The 13,585-nt window shown below is 72.6% G+C and carries 11 protein-coding genes; 5 read left to right on the top strand and 6 right to left on the bottom strand.

Annotated elements, in window-relative coordinates; genetic code table 11:
- Nucleotides 1-2,612: DUF748 domain-containing protein (locus EOINJALH_RS02190; protein ID WP_144289818.1), on the bottom strand; the 2,612-nt coding region annotated here is incomplete at its 3' end.
- Between the two features lie 198 nt (nucleotides 2,613-2,810).
- On the bottom strand, nucleotides 2,811-3,953 hold the full coding sequence (locus EOINJALH_RS02195; protein ID WP_088278679.1) for a serine hydrolase: 1,143 nt from the start codon (nucleotides 3,951-3,953) through the stop codon (nucleotides 2,811-2,813).
- 74 nt (nucleotides 3,954-4,027) lie between these two features.
- Between EOINJALH_RS02195 and EOINJALH_RS02200 the strand changes: the two genes are divergently transcribed.
- On the top strand, nucleotides 4,028-5,020 hold the full coding sequence (locus EOINJALH_RS02200; protein ID WP_088278686.1) for a succinylglutamate desuccinylase/aspartoacylase family protein: 993 nt from the start codon (nucleotides 4,028-4,030) through the stop codon (nucleotides 5,018-5,020).
- A 294-nt stretch (nucleotides 5,021-5,314) separates the two neighbouring features.
- On the opposite strand, the gene EOINJALH_RS02205 is transcribed toward EOINJALH_RS02200, so the two are convergent.
- Genes EOINJALH_RS02205 through EOINJALH_RS32500 form a run of 3 tightly spaced genes read right to left on the bottom strand, consistent with a single transcriptional unit; the run spans nucleotide 5,315 to nucleotide 9,839 of the window.
- Complete coding sequence (locus tag EOINJALH_RS02205) at nucleotides 5,315-6,226, bottom strand: LD-carboxypeptidase (protein WP_234413627.1); 912 nt, start codon at nucleotides 6,224-6,226, stop codon at nucleotides 5,315-5,317.
- A gap of 11 nt (nucleotides 6,227-6,237) precedes the next feature.
- Nucleotides 6,238-9,531 carry a carboxyl transferase domain-containing protein gene (locus tag EOINJALH_RS02210; protein WP_088278681.1) on the bottom strand — a complete coding sequence of 1,098 codons (3,294 nt, stop codon included), beginning with the start codon at nucleotides 9,529-9,531 and terminating at the stop codon, nucleotides 6,238-6,240.
- The gene (locus tag EOINJALH_RS32500; protein WP_234413629.1) at nucleotides 9,531-9,839 is read right to left on the bottom strand and encodes a hypothetical protein; all 309 of its coding nucleotides are present in this window, start codon (nucleotides 9,837-9,839) and stop codon (nucleotides 9,531-9,533) included. Before EOINJALH_RS32500 ends, EOINJALH_RS02210 begins: the two co-directional genes overlap by 1 nt.
- On the opposite strand from EOINJALH_RS32500, the gene EOINJALH_RS02215 reads away from it, so the two are divergent.
- The 4 genes from EOINJALH_RS02215 to EOINJALH_RS02230 all read left to right on the top strand — a co-directional run bounded on the left by EOINJALH_RS02215 (nucleotide 9,772) and on the right by EOINJALH_RS02230 (nucleotide 11,837).
- On the top strand, nucleotides 9,772-10,092 hold the full coding sequence (locus EOINJALH_RS02215; RefSeq protein WP_234413628.1) for a LysE family transporter: 321 nt from the start codon (nucleotides 9,772-9,774) through the stop codon (nucleotides 10,090-10,092). The genes EOINJALH_RS32500 and EOINJALH_RS02215 overlap by 68 nt on opposite strands.
- Before the next feature lie 91 nt (nucleotides 10,093-10,183).
- A complete protein-coding gene (locus tag EOINJALH_RS02220) occupies nucleotides 10,184-10,564 on the top strand; it encodes a nuclear transport factor 2 family protein (protein WP_088278682.1) in 381 nt (126 codons plus the stop codon).
- The gene (locus tag EOINJALH_RS02225; RefSeq protein WP_088278683.1) at nucleotides 10,565-11,446 is read left to right on the top strand and encodes a helix-turn-helix domain-containing protein; all 882 of its coding nucleotides are present in this window, start codon (nucleotides 10,565-10,567) and stop codon (nucleotides 11,444-11,446) included. It begins immediately after the preceding gene.
- A gap of 49 nt (nucleotides 11,447-11,495) precedes the next feature.
- On the top strand, nucleotides 11,496-11,837 hold the full coding sequence (locus EOINJALH_RS02230; RefSeq protein ID WP_088278684.1) for a DUF1697 domain-containing protein: 342 nt from the start codon (nucleotides 11,496-11,498) through the stop codon (nucleotides 11,835-11,837).
- On the opposite strand, the gene EOINJALH_RS02235 is transcribed toward EOINJALH_RS02230, so the two are convergent.
- Nucleotides 11,798-13,585, bottom strand: a 1,788-nt coding sequence (locus EOINJALH_RS02235) for an ABC transporter ATP-binding protein (RefSeq protein ID WP_088278685.1), incomplete at its 5' end; no start/stop codon positions are given. The genes EOINJALH_RS02230 and EOINJALH_RS02235 overlap by 40 nt on opposite strands.

Consider the following 13,585-nt stretch of genomic DNA (forward strand, 5'->3'; position numbering starts at 1 on the left):
GCCGGGGCAGCGGCCACCGCGCGAGCCGGGGTGGCGGCCCCGGGCGCCGAGGCCGTGCCGCCCGGCGTCGACGCCGATCCGGCGGGGGCCGATGCCGCACCGGCGGGCGCCGACGCCGCACCGGCGGGGGCCGCGGCCACGTCCTGCAGGTTGAAGCGCCCCTGCTCGGTGATCACCAGCCGCGAGTAGAAGTCCGACAGCGCCACCTCGCGCACGGCCAACGAGGGCGCGGCGCCGGGCGCCAGGGCCAGCGCCACGCCGTCGAGCTGCAGCGACTGCCAGCTCAGCAGCTCGGTGTCGGCGCCGCCCGAGGTGCTGCGGTTGTGCACCATCAGGTCGGCCAGGCGCAGGTCGGCGCTGGCGGTGGCGCGCAGGCCGGTGGGCTCCTGCTTCAGCGCGACGCGGCCCTTCATGGCCAGCTCGGCGCGTTGCAGGTCCACCGGCAGCAGGGCCGCGTAGTAGGGCTCGAACAGGTGCAGCGCCAGGCGGTCGACGGCCAGCGTGCCGTCGGCCTGCACGGGGGCCAGGCCGATGCGGCCGTTCCAGTCGATCTGGCCGCCTTCGGGCGCGCCGCGTGCGGCGGCCTCCCCGCGCACCGGCAGCGGCCCCACGCGAGCGGCCGCTTGCAGGCGCACGGGGGCGCCGGCCGCCGCCGGCCAGGCCAGGTCCTGCAGGCGCAGGCGCAGTGCCGACAGCTGCGCGCGCATCGGCTCGCCCGGCGTGGCCGCATCGTCCAGCGCCACCGCGCCGCCGTCGATGGCCAGCGACTTCAGCAGGACCGTCCAGGCCGGGTCGTCGGGCGCCGCCTTCGTCGTCGCCGTCGAGGTCGACTTGGCCGGTACAGGCGTCGGGGCCCGCGTGGGCGCAGGGTCCGCCGGGGCCGACGCTGCCACCGCGAAGCGCTGCAGGTTCCACACGCCGCCCTGGGGCCGCGACAGGTTCACCTCGGGCTTCTGCAGCTTGACGCTGCCCAGCACCGCGCGCCGGGCCAGCACATCCACCTGCACGTCGGCCAGCGCGAGCTGGGTCCAGCCCACCCAGGGCCGCGCGTCGCGGCCACTGCCCTCGACGACGCGCAATGTGTCCAGCGTGGCCGCGGGCAGCGTGAGCTTCAGGCGCGGCGCCTCGGCCGCGGCCGACCAGTCCACCGACGCCGTCGCGGCCAGTCTGCCGCTCACATTTGGCGTCAGCACCGGTGCCAGGTAAGGCGCCAGCGCGTCGAGCACCAGTCCGTCGAGCTGCACCGACACCGCGGCCTGCCGGTCGTTGGCCTGGCCTTCGGCGGACAGCGTGCCCACCACCGGCGCATCGGCCGCGCCGCGGCGCAGCGTGGCCTGCAGCGTCAGCGGCGCCGGCGGTGGCTCAGGCCAGCGCAGCTGCCGCACCGACAGGCCCAGGCCGTCGAGCCGCCAATCCACCCGCGGCCGCACGGCGTCGTCGGCAAACAGCACCTGGGCGTCGGCGAGCTGCAGCGTGTCGAGCGTGAGCTGCCAGGCCGAGGGCGCGGTGGCCTGGCCCGCGCCCGACGCGGCGGACGCGGCCGGCGCGGCCGATGCCGATGCCGCCGCCGCCGCCGTACCCGGCGTCGGCGCGCCGGCCAGCGACTGCAGGTTGAGCAGGCCATCGGCACCGCGCACCACCGTCAGCCGCGCGCCGTCCAGCCGCAGCGACGACAGCGCCACGCGCCGCTCGAGCGGCCGCACGTCCTTCAGCTCGACGCGCAGGCCTTGCCAGTCCAGCAACGCGGCGTCGGCGCGGTCGGTGAGCGACAGGTCCCGGGCCTCGGCCCAGCCGCTGAGCTGGACGTGCGGCGGCGTGTTGGCCGCGGCCGGTTGCGAGAAGCGCAGCTGCAGCTCGGCGGCCAGCACCGCGCGCTTCAGCCGCACCGGCAGCGTGGCCGGCAGGTAGGCGTGGTAGGGGGCGGTGTCCAGGGGCGCCAGCTTCAGTGTCAGGTCGGCCTCGCGCGTCTGCGCGAAGGGGGTGGCCTGCGCCCCGCTGTCGAAGGCGCTGCCGTTGAGGCGGAACTGCAGCCGCGGCTGCACCTTCACCGCCACCTGCGACGGCAGGTTGGACAGGAAGGGCAGCGCCATCGACAGCGCGTCGAGCTGGTGCACGCGGCCCACCGGCCGGTCGTCGAAGCGCACGGCGCCGTCGTTCAACTGCAGGTTGTACAGCGCGAAGCGCAGCGGCTCGGCATCGGCCGGGGCCGGCGCGGGCTGGCCGAAGCGGGCCAGCAGGTCGTCCACGTCGTAGTGCCCGTCGGCGGTGCGCGCCACGCGCAGCCGCGGCGCGTCGAGCTCGATGGATTCGATCACCGGCGCGCGCTGCCACACCGAGGCGATGTCGGCATCGACGCGCAGCCGCGCGATCTGCAGCAGCGGCGACGCATCGGCCGCGCCCGGCGCCGCGCCGATGGCCAGGCCGCTGACGGTGAGGGCCAGCTTGGTGGGCTCGAGCCGCACCTCGTCGATCGTGACCGGCCGGCCCAGCGCCTCGGACAGGCGGCTCTGCGCCTGCGACTTGATCAGCGGCGGCAGGCCCAGCCACATCGCCAGTCCCAGCACGATCACCCCCGCCACCACCCCCGCCGCACGCCGCCAACGAACTGCCACAACCACTCCACCACCGCCGCCAGCCGGGCCGCGCCAGGGGGTGATGCTGTCACATCGGCGCGGCCGGGCCCATCGGGGCTGCCGCGGGGGCCGTGGCTGGCGTTCAGGCGGGCGTTGGTGTGCGGCGAACTCGGTGGCCCATTCGGCCGGGACCGTTCGGAGGGTCGAGGTCGCCCATCACACCGTCGAACCCGCCAGTCAGGTCATCGCCATGTGCGTCTTCACCCAGGCCTCGACGGCCGCACCCAGGCGGGGCACGTTGGCGTCGGTGGCGGCGCCGTCGTGGGGGGCGGCGCAGCGGCCCAGGCTGGTCAGCAGCGCGATCAGGAAGAGGCCGCCGCCGGGCAGTTCGACGCGGCCCGCATCCGACGCATAGGTCTCGGTGGTGCCGGTCTTGTGCGCGAAGCGACCGGCGATGCCTGCGGGCCAGCCGGCGTGGTGCGCCTGCGAGCCCGAAGACAGCACCTCGTTCTGCCGCTGCTTCCACAGCCAGCCCATCAGGCGCGTGCGGCTGGCGGTGGACAGCATCGGCGGCGCGTCGGCGGCCAGCCAGGGCGCAGGCACGTCCTGCAGCCGCCACAGCAGGCGCACGGTGTCCCAGGCCGTCATCTGCAGGTGGCCCACGCCGGCGCCGTCGGCATTGCGCCAGCCGCCAGTGGCCCGGGTGTCGGCCAGGCGCAGCGTGCCGAGGTGCTGACTGGCAAACAGCGCGTGCAGGTCGTTGTGGGCTTCGCGGCCGCCAGGCCCATCGTCGTCGCGCCGGATCAGGCCGCGGGCGTGCAGCAGCGCCACCATCGCATCGGTGGCCAGGTTGCTGCTCTCGGTGAGCATGGGCTCGGCCCAGTCGGCCAGGGCGCGGCCACGTCCGGCGTGCGTCCAGCGCTCGTCCCAGTCGGCGGCGCCGCGGTCGACGAGTTGGGCCGCACCCACCGCCACCATCAGCTTGACGAGCGAGGCGGGGTAGGGCGCGACGAAGCGCGCCGGTCCGTGGCCGGCCAGCGGCGCGAACGACAGCTGCGACCAGTCGGCGCCGGGCTGCCAGGCCGCCGACACGCCGTGCGCATCCAGCGGGTCGACCAGGTAGGCCACGTTCGACACCGCGCCCGCGTCGTCGCCAATGGCGGCCACCCAGCCCGCGGGCCGCTCGCGCGAGAACAGCACGTTGGCCCAGCGCGGCGCGCCGGCCGGCGGGAACACTGCCACCGCCAGGTCGAGGCTGGGCGGGTGGCTGAAGGGCGCGCCGCCGGTGCGGCGGTCGCGGGCCTCGTGCCAGGGCTGCGCGCGCACCGCGTCGAGCAGGGCCTGGGCCAGGTCGGCGTGGGTGGGCGGGGCGTGGGGCATGGCCGATGATGCCTCGGCTCCTCGTCGCGCGCTCGGCGGCCGACGGAGGCCTGCAGCTTGGCGACAATGCGGCGATGCCTTCCACCGACACCGCCCAAGCCCCCGCCCCGCTGCCGCCGTTCAAGTCCGTCCGCTACGCCGGCCGGGCGCCGGGGCCGCGGCTCATCGTCACCGGCGCCGTGCACGGCAACGAGACCTGCGGCACCCGCGGCATCGAGCGGGTGATGGCCGACCTGGACAGCGGCCGGCTGGTGCTGCAGGCCGGCAGCGTGACCTTCGTGCCGATCACCAATGCCAAGGCCTATGTGCTGGGCCGGCGCGCGGGCGACCGCAACCTCAACCGCGCGCTGCAGCCCACGGCCGAGCCGCGCGAGTTCGAGGACCACGTGGCCAACTGGCTGTGCCCGCTGCTGGCCGAGCACGAGGTGCTGCTCGACCTGCACTCGTTCCAGTCGCCCGGCCGGGCCTTCGTGATGGTGGGCCCGCGCGACAACACCGGCCCGCTGGAGCCCTTCGCCCATGCCGCCGACGAGGAAGCGCTGGCCCGCCGCCTGGGCGTGGGCCGCGCGGTGGACGGCTGGCTCGACACCTACGCCACCGGCGTGGCCCGCCGCCGCGCCGCCGCCGAGGCCGAAGGCCGCAGCGGCACCCTCGACCTGCACCCGCGCTACGGCGTGGGCACCACCGAGTACATGCGCTCGCAGGGCGGCTGGGCGCTCACACTCGAATGCGGCCAGAACGACGACCCGCAGTCGCCCGAGGTGGCGTATGCCGCCATCCGCCAGACGCTGGCGCACCTGGGCCTGACCGCCGAGGCGCCGCCGCCCGTGGTGTCGCCGATGGAGGCGTTGTCGCTGGTGGACGTGATCGACAAGGTGCACAACGACGACGCCTTCGCGCGGCCGTGGCAGAGCTTCGACGCGCTGCGCGCGGGCGACCTGATCGGCACCCGCGCCAACGGCGAGGCGGTGCATGCGCCGCACGATGGGTGGATCGTCTTCCCGAACCCGCGATCGGAGGCGCGGCAGGAGTGGTTCTACCTGGCGCGGGCGAGCGGGCGGTTTTGACCTATCGGGCTCCGGACGCTGATTTCAACTCCAGGACGCAAGCACTCCGGGTTCTTGGCGCCTCGCAAGATTCGGGACATCGTGTTTCCCCGCCCACTGATTGCGCGAGCCACTGGGGCTGGTCAGTATGGCGACTTGCAGCCGCCGCCCGCAGTGGGTGCAAGTGCTTGTAGGCAACGCTCTGAACCACGTGCTCGCCGGTGCGACATCGTCGGGTAGTCGGGACTTCTGGCTTCCAGGCCCAGCTCACCGGGACAGTCTGAGCTTCGCTGCCCAGCCTTCGCCCGCCGCCGCTCACCCCACCAACACATCCTGCTCGATCGTCAGCGTGCCCGCTCCCGCATCCAACGTGGCCATGGCACCCAAAGGAAGCGGCCGGTTCGGCGTGCCATGGCCCGCGGGCCAACCACCGAGCACCGGCTTGCCCAGCGGGCGCAGCACGGCGTCGAGCACGGCGCGCGGGTCCTCGTCCTCGGTGAAGCTGCCCAGCACGAACCCGGCCGCCGCATCCAGCAGCCCCGCCAGGCGCAGTTGCAGCAGCAGGCGGTCGACACGGTAGGTGGCCTCGGACACGTCTTCGAGGAACAGCAAGCGGCCCTGGGTGCGCAGTTGCCATGGCGTGCCGCACAGCGACGCAATGAGGCTCAGGTTGCCGCCCACCAGGCGGCCGCGGGCGCGGCCCGCAATGTTCATCGCGCCGTCGGCCAGCACCGGCGCCAGCATCGTGCCGGCGCGCAGGCCGTCGCGCAGACAGTGCCACAGCGCCTGCGCATCGGCCTCGCGACCGGGCTTGACCAGGTCGGACGCCGGCATCGGCGCGTGCAGGGCCAGCAGGCCTGCGCGGTCCCACAGCGCGTGCAGCGCGGTGATGTCGCTGTAGCCGATCAGCGGCTTGGGGTGGCGGCGCAGCAGGTTCACGTCGATGCGGTCGAGCAACCGGCCGCTGCCATAGCCGCCGCGCAGGCACCACACGGCGGCGTTGCGCTCGTCGGCGATGGCGGCGTGCAGATCGGCCAGGCGCGCGTCGTCGGGGCCGGCGAGCCAGCCGCCGCGCGCCTCGCAGCTGGGGTACAGCCGCGCCCGCCAGCCCTGCGCGGCCACCAACTCGGGCACCGCCTGCACGGCAGCCTCGTCGGCCGGGCCGGCGGGTGCCACGATGGCCACGGTGGCGCCGGGAGCCAAACATCGAAAGGGAGCGTAGTCCACGCGGTGCACTCCTACCAGGGGTCGACGAAACGGCGGCCGTCGGCCGTGGGCCGCTGCGCCGCGCCATCGAGTCCGCGCACCAGCCACGCGCGGGTGTCGGCCGGATCGATCACCGCGTCGATCTCCAGCGAGGTGGCCATGTTCAGTGCCGACCCGTTGGCGTACTGCCGGGCCACCAGTTGCTGGTACAGCGCCTCGCGCTCGGCGCCCTCGGCCGCGGCTTCCAACTCTTTGCGGAAGCCCAGCCGCACGGCGCCTTCCAGCCCCATCGCGCCGAACTCGCCGGTGGGCCAGGCGATGGTGAACACCGGCGCGTCGAAGCCGCCCAGCGCCATGGCCTGCGCGCCCAGGCCATAGCCCTTGCGGATGACGATGGTGAAGCTGGGCACGCGCAGCCGCGCCGCGCCGACGAACAGGCGGCAGGCGTGGCGCACCTGCGCCTGCCGTTCCACCTCCGGCCCGACCATGAAGCCCGGCGTGTCGCACAGGCTCACCAGCGGCAGGCCGTGCGCGTCGCACAGTTGCATGAAGCGCGCCGCCTTGTCGGCCGCCTCGGGGTCGATGGCGCCGCCCAGGTGCAGCGGGTTGTTGGCGAACACGCCCACCGGCCGGCCTTCGATGCGCGCCAGCGCGGTGATCATGCCGGCGCCCCAGCCGGCGCGCAGTTCCAGCACCGAGCCCTCGTCGCACAACGCGTGAAGAACGCGTCGCATGTCATAGGCGCGCAGCCGTTGCTCGGGCACCAGGTGGCGCAGCGCGCGCGGGTCGGCGGCCGACCAGTCCGCCACGCGGCCCTGGAAGTACGACAGGTACTGCCGCGCCGCGGCGGTGGCGGCGCGCTCGTCGGCCACCAGCAGGTCGACCACGCCGTTGGCGCTGAGGTCTGCCGCCGGGCCGATCTCCTCGGGCCGATACACGCCGAGCCCACCGCCCTCGATCATCGCCGGCCCGCCCATGCCGATGTTGGCCGCCGCGGTGGCGATGATCACGTCGGCGCAGCCCAGCAGCGCGGCATTGCCGGCGAAGCAGCGGCCATGCACCACACCCACCACCGGCACCTGGCCCGACAGAGCGGCAAACTGGCTGAAGGTGTGGTTGTTCAGGCCCGCGACGATGGGCATGTCGACATCGCCGGGCCGGCCGCCGCCGCCCTCGGCATACAGCACCACCGGCAAGCGGTTCTGGTGGGCCAGGCCCAGCAGCCGGTCCTTCTTGTGGTGGTTGCGCCAGCCCTGCGTGCCGGCGAGCACGGTGTAGTCGTAGGCCATCACCGCGCAGCGCGAGCGCTCGGGGCCGAACTGCGCCGCGTTGACAGTGCCGATGCCGGTGACCATGCCGTCAGCCGGTGTGTTCTTCACCAGGTCGTCCACCGTGCGGCGGCGGCTTTGTGCGGCGATGGCCAGCGCGCCGTATTCGATGAACGAGCCGGCGTCGCACAGGTCGGCGATGTTCTCGCGCGCGCTGCGGCCGCCGGCGGCGTGGCGCCGTGCCATGGCGTCGGGGCGTGACGCGTCCAGCGTGAAGGCGTGGCGGTCGATCACCGCCTGCAGGTCAGCACGGATGTGGCCGGGGTCGTGCGCGGCGTCGGCCGCGGCGGCGATGGCCTCGCCGTCGATGGGCTGCAGCCAGGCCAGCGGCTGGCCCTCGGTGACGAAGTCGCCCGTGGCCACGCGCAGCGAGTGCAGCCGCGCCGCTCCGCCCACGGCCACGCCGTGCTGCATCTTCATAGCTTCGAGCACCAGCGCCTCGGCACCATCGGCCAGCGCGTCGCCCACCGCCGCGCTGAACTGCACCACGCGGCCCGCCATCGGCGCGCGCAGCGCCTGCAGGCCGGCGGGCAGGGCGTCGTCGGTCGGTGCCACCGGCGCCGCGGCCACGGCAGGCGCCGCGGTGGGCGCATCGGCATGGTCGGCCAGCCGCGCGTGCAGGGCAGGCCATTCGGCCTCGAGCCAGCGGGTGTGCACGCGGTCGTGGTGCAGCGCCTCGTGGGCGGCCAGCGCGCGCAGCAGCGGCAGGTTGGTGGCCAGGCCGTCGAGCCTGGTTTCGGCCAGGGCGCGCTGTGACCGGCGCAGCACGTCCTCGAAGCGGCCGCTGCGGTGGCTGACGATCAGCTTGGCCAGCAGCGTGTCGACGTGCGGCGACGGCGCCAGCCCGGCCTGCGCATGCGTGTCGACGCGCACGCCCGGGCCGCTGGGCCAGTCGCAGCGCACCAGGGTGCCGGTGGACGGCTTCGACTGGCCGGCCGCATCGGTGGTCTCGGCCAGCAGCCGCCATTGCACGGCAAAGCCGCGCGACACCGGCGGGTGCTGCGGGTCCAGCCCCAGCGCGGCCAGCGACTGCCCGGCGGCGATGGCCAGTTGCAGCTGCACCAGGTCGAGGCCGGTCACCTCTTCGGTGATGGTGTGCTCCACCTGCAACCGCGGGTTGGCCTCGATGAAGACGAAGGGCAGGGTGGCCGACGATTCGTCCACCAGGAACTCGAAGGTGCCCAGGCTGCGGTAGGCGGTGGTGCGGGCCAGCGTCAGCGCCGCCAGGGCCAGTCGCTCGCGCAGGGCCGGCGCCAGCCCCGGGCTGGGCGCGACTTCCACCAGCTTTTGAAAGCGCCGCTGCAGCGTGCACTCGCGCTCGCCCAGCACCATGGCCTGGCGGCCGTCGCCGACCACCTGCAACTCGATGTGCCGGGCCTGCGTGATCAGCCGCTCGGCATAGACCTCGCCCACGCCGAAGGCCGCCAGGGCCTCGGCGCGGCAGCGCGCGAAGCCCTCGGGCAACTGCGCCGCGTCGGTGACCAGCCGCATGCCACGCCCGCCGCCGCCGGCCACGGCCTTGAGCATCACGCCGCTGGACGGGTCGAGCCGACGCTGTTGGTCGAAGAACGCGGAGATCGCCGGCAGATCGGCCGCCGCGGTGCCGGGCAGCAGCGGCACGCCGTGCTCGGCGGCCAGCGCCCGCGCGCGGGCCTTGTCGCCGAACAGCGCCAGTTGCGCCGGCGTGGGGCCGACGAACACCAGCCCGCCATCGGCGCAGGCCTGCGCAAAGTCGGCCCGCTCGCTGAGGAAGCCATAGCCCGGGTGCACCGCGTCGCAGCCCAGCCGCTGCGCGATGCCCACCAGCGCGGCAATGTCCAGGTAGGCGGCCGGGCCGGTGGCGTCCAGCGCCACCGCCTCGTCGGCCAGCCGCGCGTGCAAGGCACCGGCGTCGTCGCGGGCGTATACCGCCACGGTGGCGATGCCCAGGTCGCGCGCCGCGCGCACCAGCCGCACGGCGATCTCGCCGCGGTTGGCGATCAGCAGTTTCTGGAGCATCACTCGCGGTCCTTCAGCGTTTGGCGTGACGACCTCGACCAGGTCTCACGGGGTCCATCTTCGGCGTACGGGCCATTCTGTTCGATGGATCGCCTGCGGGTTGCCGCTCTGCGGGCAATGCGGTCAAACTGCGGTTTCCGCCGGAATCTCAACGGGTCCACATGTCCATCATCACCGTCGAAGTCCTCATCACCTCGCTCATCGTCGTGCTGATTCCCGGCACGGGGGGTGGTGGTCACCGTGTCCACCAGCTTGATCGAGGGGCGCAGGGCCAGCTTGTTCGCCGCACTCGGGTGCACGGCGGGCATCGTGCCGCACCTGCTGGCCACGGTGTTGGGCCTGTCGGCGATCCTGCACACCAGCGCGCCGCTGGCTCAACTGCTGGTGTTGAGCGGCGTCTTCATCGCGATGACGTTCGCTGTCTTTACGGTGAACGGGCTTCTGGCCCACGCCTTCAGCAAGGCCGTCGTCGAGTCGCCGCGGGTTCAGGCCTGGCTGAGGCGTGGTTTTGCATCGGCGTTCGCCGGCCTGGGGGCCAAACTGGCGCTGTCCGAGCGATGACGCTTCCATGTTCTGACATCGGCACAAAATGTCAAAACAGTTCGGGTGGCAGTTCCCACAATGAAGATTCGATCCACTCCGCCGAATCGCCATGACCACCGATCTCGCACCCCAAGACCTGGCCAGCACCTGGTCCGCCTACAGCGCCGCCTGGCAGGCGGGCTCGCCGGCCGAGCGGCAGGCGCTGTTCACCCAAGCGCTGCACGCCGATTGCCGCTATGAAGATCCGCTCACCCAGGCCGTTGGGTGGCCGGCGTTGTCGGCCTACATGCAGGACTTGCAGCGGCAGATTCCCGGCGTGCACTTCGTGGTGCAGCGCTTTCGCGCCCACCACCGGCGCAGCGCGGCCGAATGGCAGATGCGGGATGGGCAAAATCACGTGCTGGGCGATGGCGTGAGCTTTGGCGAGTACGCGCCCGACGGCAAGCTGCTGCGCATGACCGGCTTCTTCGACCTGCCGCCAGCGGCTTGAATGGGCTACCTCGAACAAGTCCAGAAGGGTGTGGACTTCATCGAGGCCCACCTCGACGAGGAGGTGTCGTTTCAGCAGATCGCGCAGGCGGCTGGGCTCAGCGCCTGGCACTTCCAGCGCATCTTCAAGGCGCTGACGCACGAGACGCTGAAGAGCTACATCCGCACGCGGCGTTTGGCGCAGGCCTGCGCCCACCTGGTCACGACCCGGCAGCGCATCCTGGACATTGCGCTGCAGGCGGGCTTCGAATCGCAGGAGAGCTTCAGCCGTGCGTTCAAGAAGCGCCATGGCCTCAACCCCGGCGAGTTCAGAAAGGCGGGTCGGTTGCGCTTCGAGCACCAGCGGGTGGGCATCGACCTGGCCTACCTGGCGCACCTGCGCGCGGGCGTGGCGCCGCAGCCGGTGGTGCAGACCGTACCGGCCCGCATGTGCGTGGGGCTGCGCACGCCGTTCTTCGGCAGCGCCTCGGAGAAGAACAACGTGGCACAGCGCATCCCACCGCTGTGGGACGCCTTTCTCATCCGCCTGGCAGAAGTGCCTGCCCAGGTGCCGGGCACCTGCTTCGGGCTGATCGAAGCCGATGGCGACGATGGGGAAGCGCTGGCCTATTGCGCAGCCGTGGAGGTGACCGGGCTCGGAGCACTGCCGCCGGGCATGAGCGTGGTTCATGTGCCGGCGCGCACCGGCGCACGTTTCAGGCACATCGGCCCGGTGGCGAACCTGGACCACACCGTCGACTACATCTATTCGAACTGGCTGTTGAACGCCGGTTGGCGCCATGCCGGCGGCGCGGACATTGAAATCTATGGCGAAGACTACGACCCATCGTCTGCGTCCTGTGTGACCTGCTACGAGATCCCGGTGTGCCGCGACATGCCGTGATGGCACGGTGTTGGAGCGTCCTGCGCTTCTCGGACGGGATCGTCGCGCCGTGCCCGGATTCGCGGCCCTTCTGCACGGTGTGAACGTCGGCCACGGCAGCCGCGTGCCGATGGCCGAGTTGTGTGGCCCGTGGGAATCGCTGGGCTGCACCGACGGGCGCACGCTGCCCGACAGAGACGACGCGGTGTTCGCCAACCGCGGGCGGTCGACCTCGGCGCATGCTCAGACCATCCGCCAAGCCCTGGTATCCAAGGTCGGCATCCGGGTGCCGGTGATCGTTCGGCTGGCGCCCGTGAGCGCACCCCGCATCAACTTGGAAACGCAACAACGCAGCGGCACAACGAAAACGACTCAATCCTCGAGCACCTCCCCCAGGAACCCGCCGCTCTGATGCGCCCACAGCCGCGCATAGAGCCCGCCGCGCGCCAGCAGCGTGGCATGGTCGCCTTCCTCGACGACGCGGCCCCGGTCCATCACGATCAGCCGGTCCATCGCGGCGATGGTGGACAGGCGGTGGGCGATGGCCACCACCGTCTTGCCCTCCATCAGCCGGTACAGGCTTTGCTGGATGGCGGCCTCCACCTCGCTGTCGAGCGCGCTGGTGGCCTCGTCGAGCAGCAGGATCGGCGCGTCCTTCAGCATCACCCGCGCGATGGCGATGCGCTGGCGCTGGCCGCCCGACAGCTTCACGCCGCGTTCGCCCACGTGCGCGTCGTAGCCGCTGCGGCCCTTGCCGTCGCGCAGGCCGGCGATGAAGCCGTCGGCCTCGGCGCGCGCGGCGGCATGCACCATCTGCGCCTCGGTGGCGTCGGGGCGGCCGTAGACGATATTGTCGCGCACCGAGCGGTGCAGCAGCGAGGTGTCCTGTGTCACCATGCCGATCTGCGCGCGCAGGCTCTCCTGCGTCACCGCGCCGATGTCCTGGCCGTCGATCAGGATGCGGCCGCCGGCCAGGTCGTGGAAGCGCAGCAGCAGGTTCACCACCGTGCTCTTGCCCGCGCCCGAGCGGCCGACCAGGCCGATCTTCTCGCCCGGGCGGATGTGCAGCGACAGCTCGTCGATGACCTTGTCCGGGCCGCCATAGGCGAAGTTCACCTGCTCGAAGCGGATCTCGCCGCGCGTCACCTGCAGCGGCTGCGCACCGGGCCGGTCGAGCACGCTGCGCGGGCGAGACAGCGTCAGGATGCCGTCCTGCACCGTGCCCAGGTGCTCGAACAGCGCGGCCATCTCCCACATCATCCAGTGCGAGATGCCGTTCAGCCGCAGCGCCATCGCAGTGGCGGCGGCCACGGCGCCCACGCCCACCCGGCCGTCCATCCACAGCCACAGCGCCACGCCGGCGGTGCTGGCGATGAGCACCACGCTGAGCACCTGGTTGACGATCTCGAAGCCGGTGATCAGCCGCATCTGCCGGTGCACCGTGGCCAGGAACTCCTGCATCGCCGAGCGCGCATGGGCGGCCTCGCGCTGCGAGTGCGAGAACAGCTTGACGGTGGCGATGTTGGTGTAGGCGTCGGTGATGCGGCCGGTCATCAGCGAGCGGGCGTCGGCCTGTGCCTGCGCGGTGTGGCTCAGCCGCGGCACGAAGTGGCGCATCGACAGCAGGTACAGCCCCAGCCACAGCGCGAAGGGCGCCAGCATCCAGGCCGCGAAGCCGCCCAGCACCGCCGACATGGTGGCCAGGTAGATCACGACATAGACCAGGATGTCGGCCACGATCATCCAGGTGTCGCGCACGGCCAGCGCGGTCTGCATCAGCTTGGTGGCGATGCGGCCGGCGAACTCGTCCTGGTAGAAGCTCATGCTCTGCGCGAGCATCAGGCGGTGGAAGTTCCAGCGCAGCCGCATCGGCAGGTTGCCCGACAGCGCCTGCTGCTTCAGCAGCGATTGCAGCGAGGCCAGCACGATGCTGGCCAGCAGCACGCCGAACAGCAGGGCCAGCGTGTGCCGCTCGCGCAGCCACAGCTGTGACGGCGGGATGGTGGCCAGCCAATCGAGGATGCGGCTCATGGCCAGGAACAGCCAGGCCTCGAAACCGCCGATCAGCGCGGTGAAGAAGGTCATCGCGCCGATGTAGCGGCGCGTGCCGTGCGTGCTGGCCCACAGGAAGGGGATCAGGCCCTTCGGGGGGGTCTCGGG

It is taken from the genome of Ideonella sp. A 288 (assembly GCF_002198735.1).
GTDB lineage: Bacteria > Pseudomonadota > Gammaproteobacteria > Burkholderiales > Burkholderiaceae_C > Pseudaquabacterium.

Excerpts from the sequence above, each read along its gene's own strand:
- EOINJALH_RS02195 (WP_088278679.1), bottom strand. The coding sequence starts at position 3,953 with ATGCCCCACGCCCCGCCCACCCACGCCGACCTGGCCCAGGCCCTGCTC.
- EOINJALH_RS02200 (WP_088278686.1), top strand. The coding sequence starts at position 4,028 with ATGCCTTCCACCGACACCGCCCAAGCCCCCGCCCCGCTGCCGCCGTTC.
- EOINJALH_RS02210 (WP_088278681.1), bottom strand. The coding sequence starts at position 9,531 with ATGCTCCAGAAACTGCTGATCGCCAACCGCGGCGAGATCGCCGTGCGG.
- EOINJALH_RS32500 (WP_234413629.1), bottom strand. The coding sequence starts at position 9,839 with ATGCCCGCCGTGCACCCGAGTGCGGCGAACAAGCTGGCCCTGCGCCCC.
- EOINJALH_RS02220 (WP_088278682.1), top strand. The coding sequence starts at position 10,184 with ATGACCACCGATCTCGCACCCCAAGACCTGGCCAGCACCTGGTCCGCC.
- EOINJALH_RS02225 (WP_088278683.1), top strand. The coding sequence starts at position 10,565 with ATGGGCTACCTCGAACAAGTCCAGAAGGGTGTGGACTTCATCGAGGCC.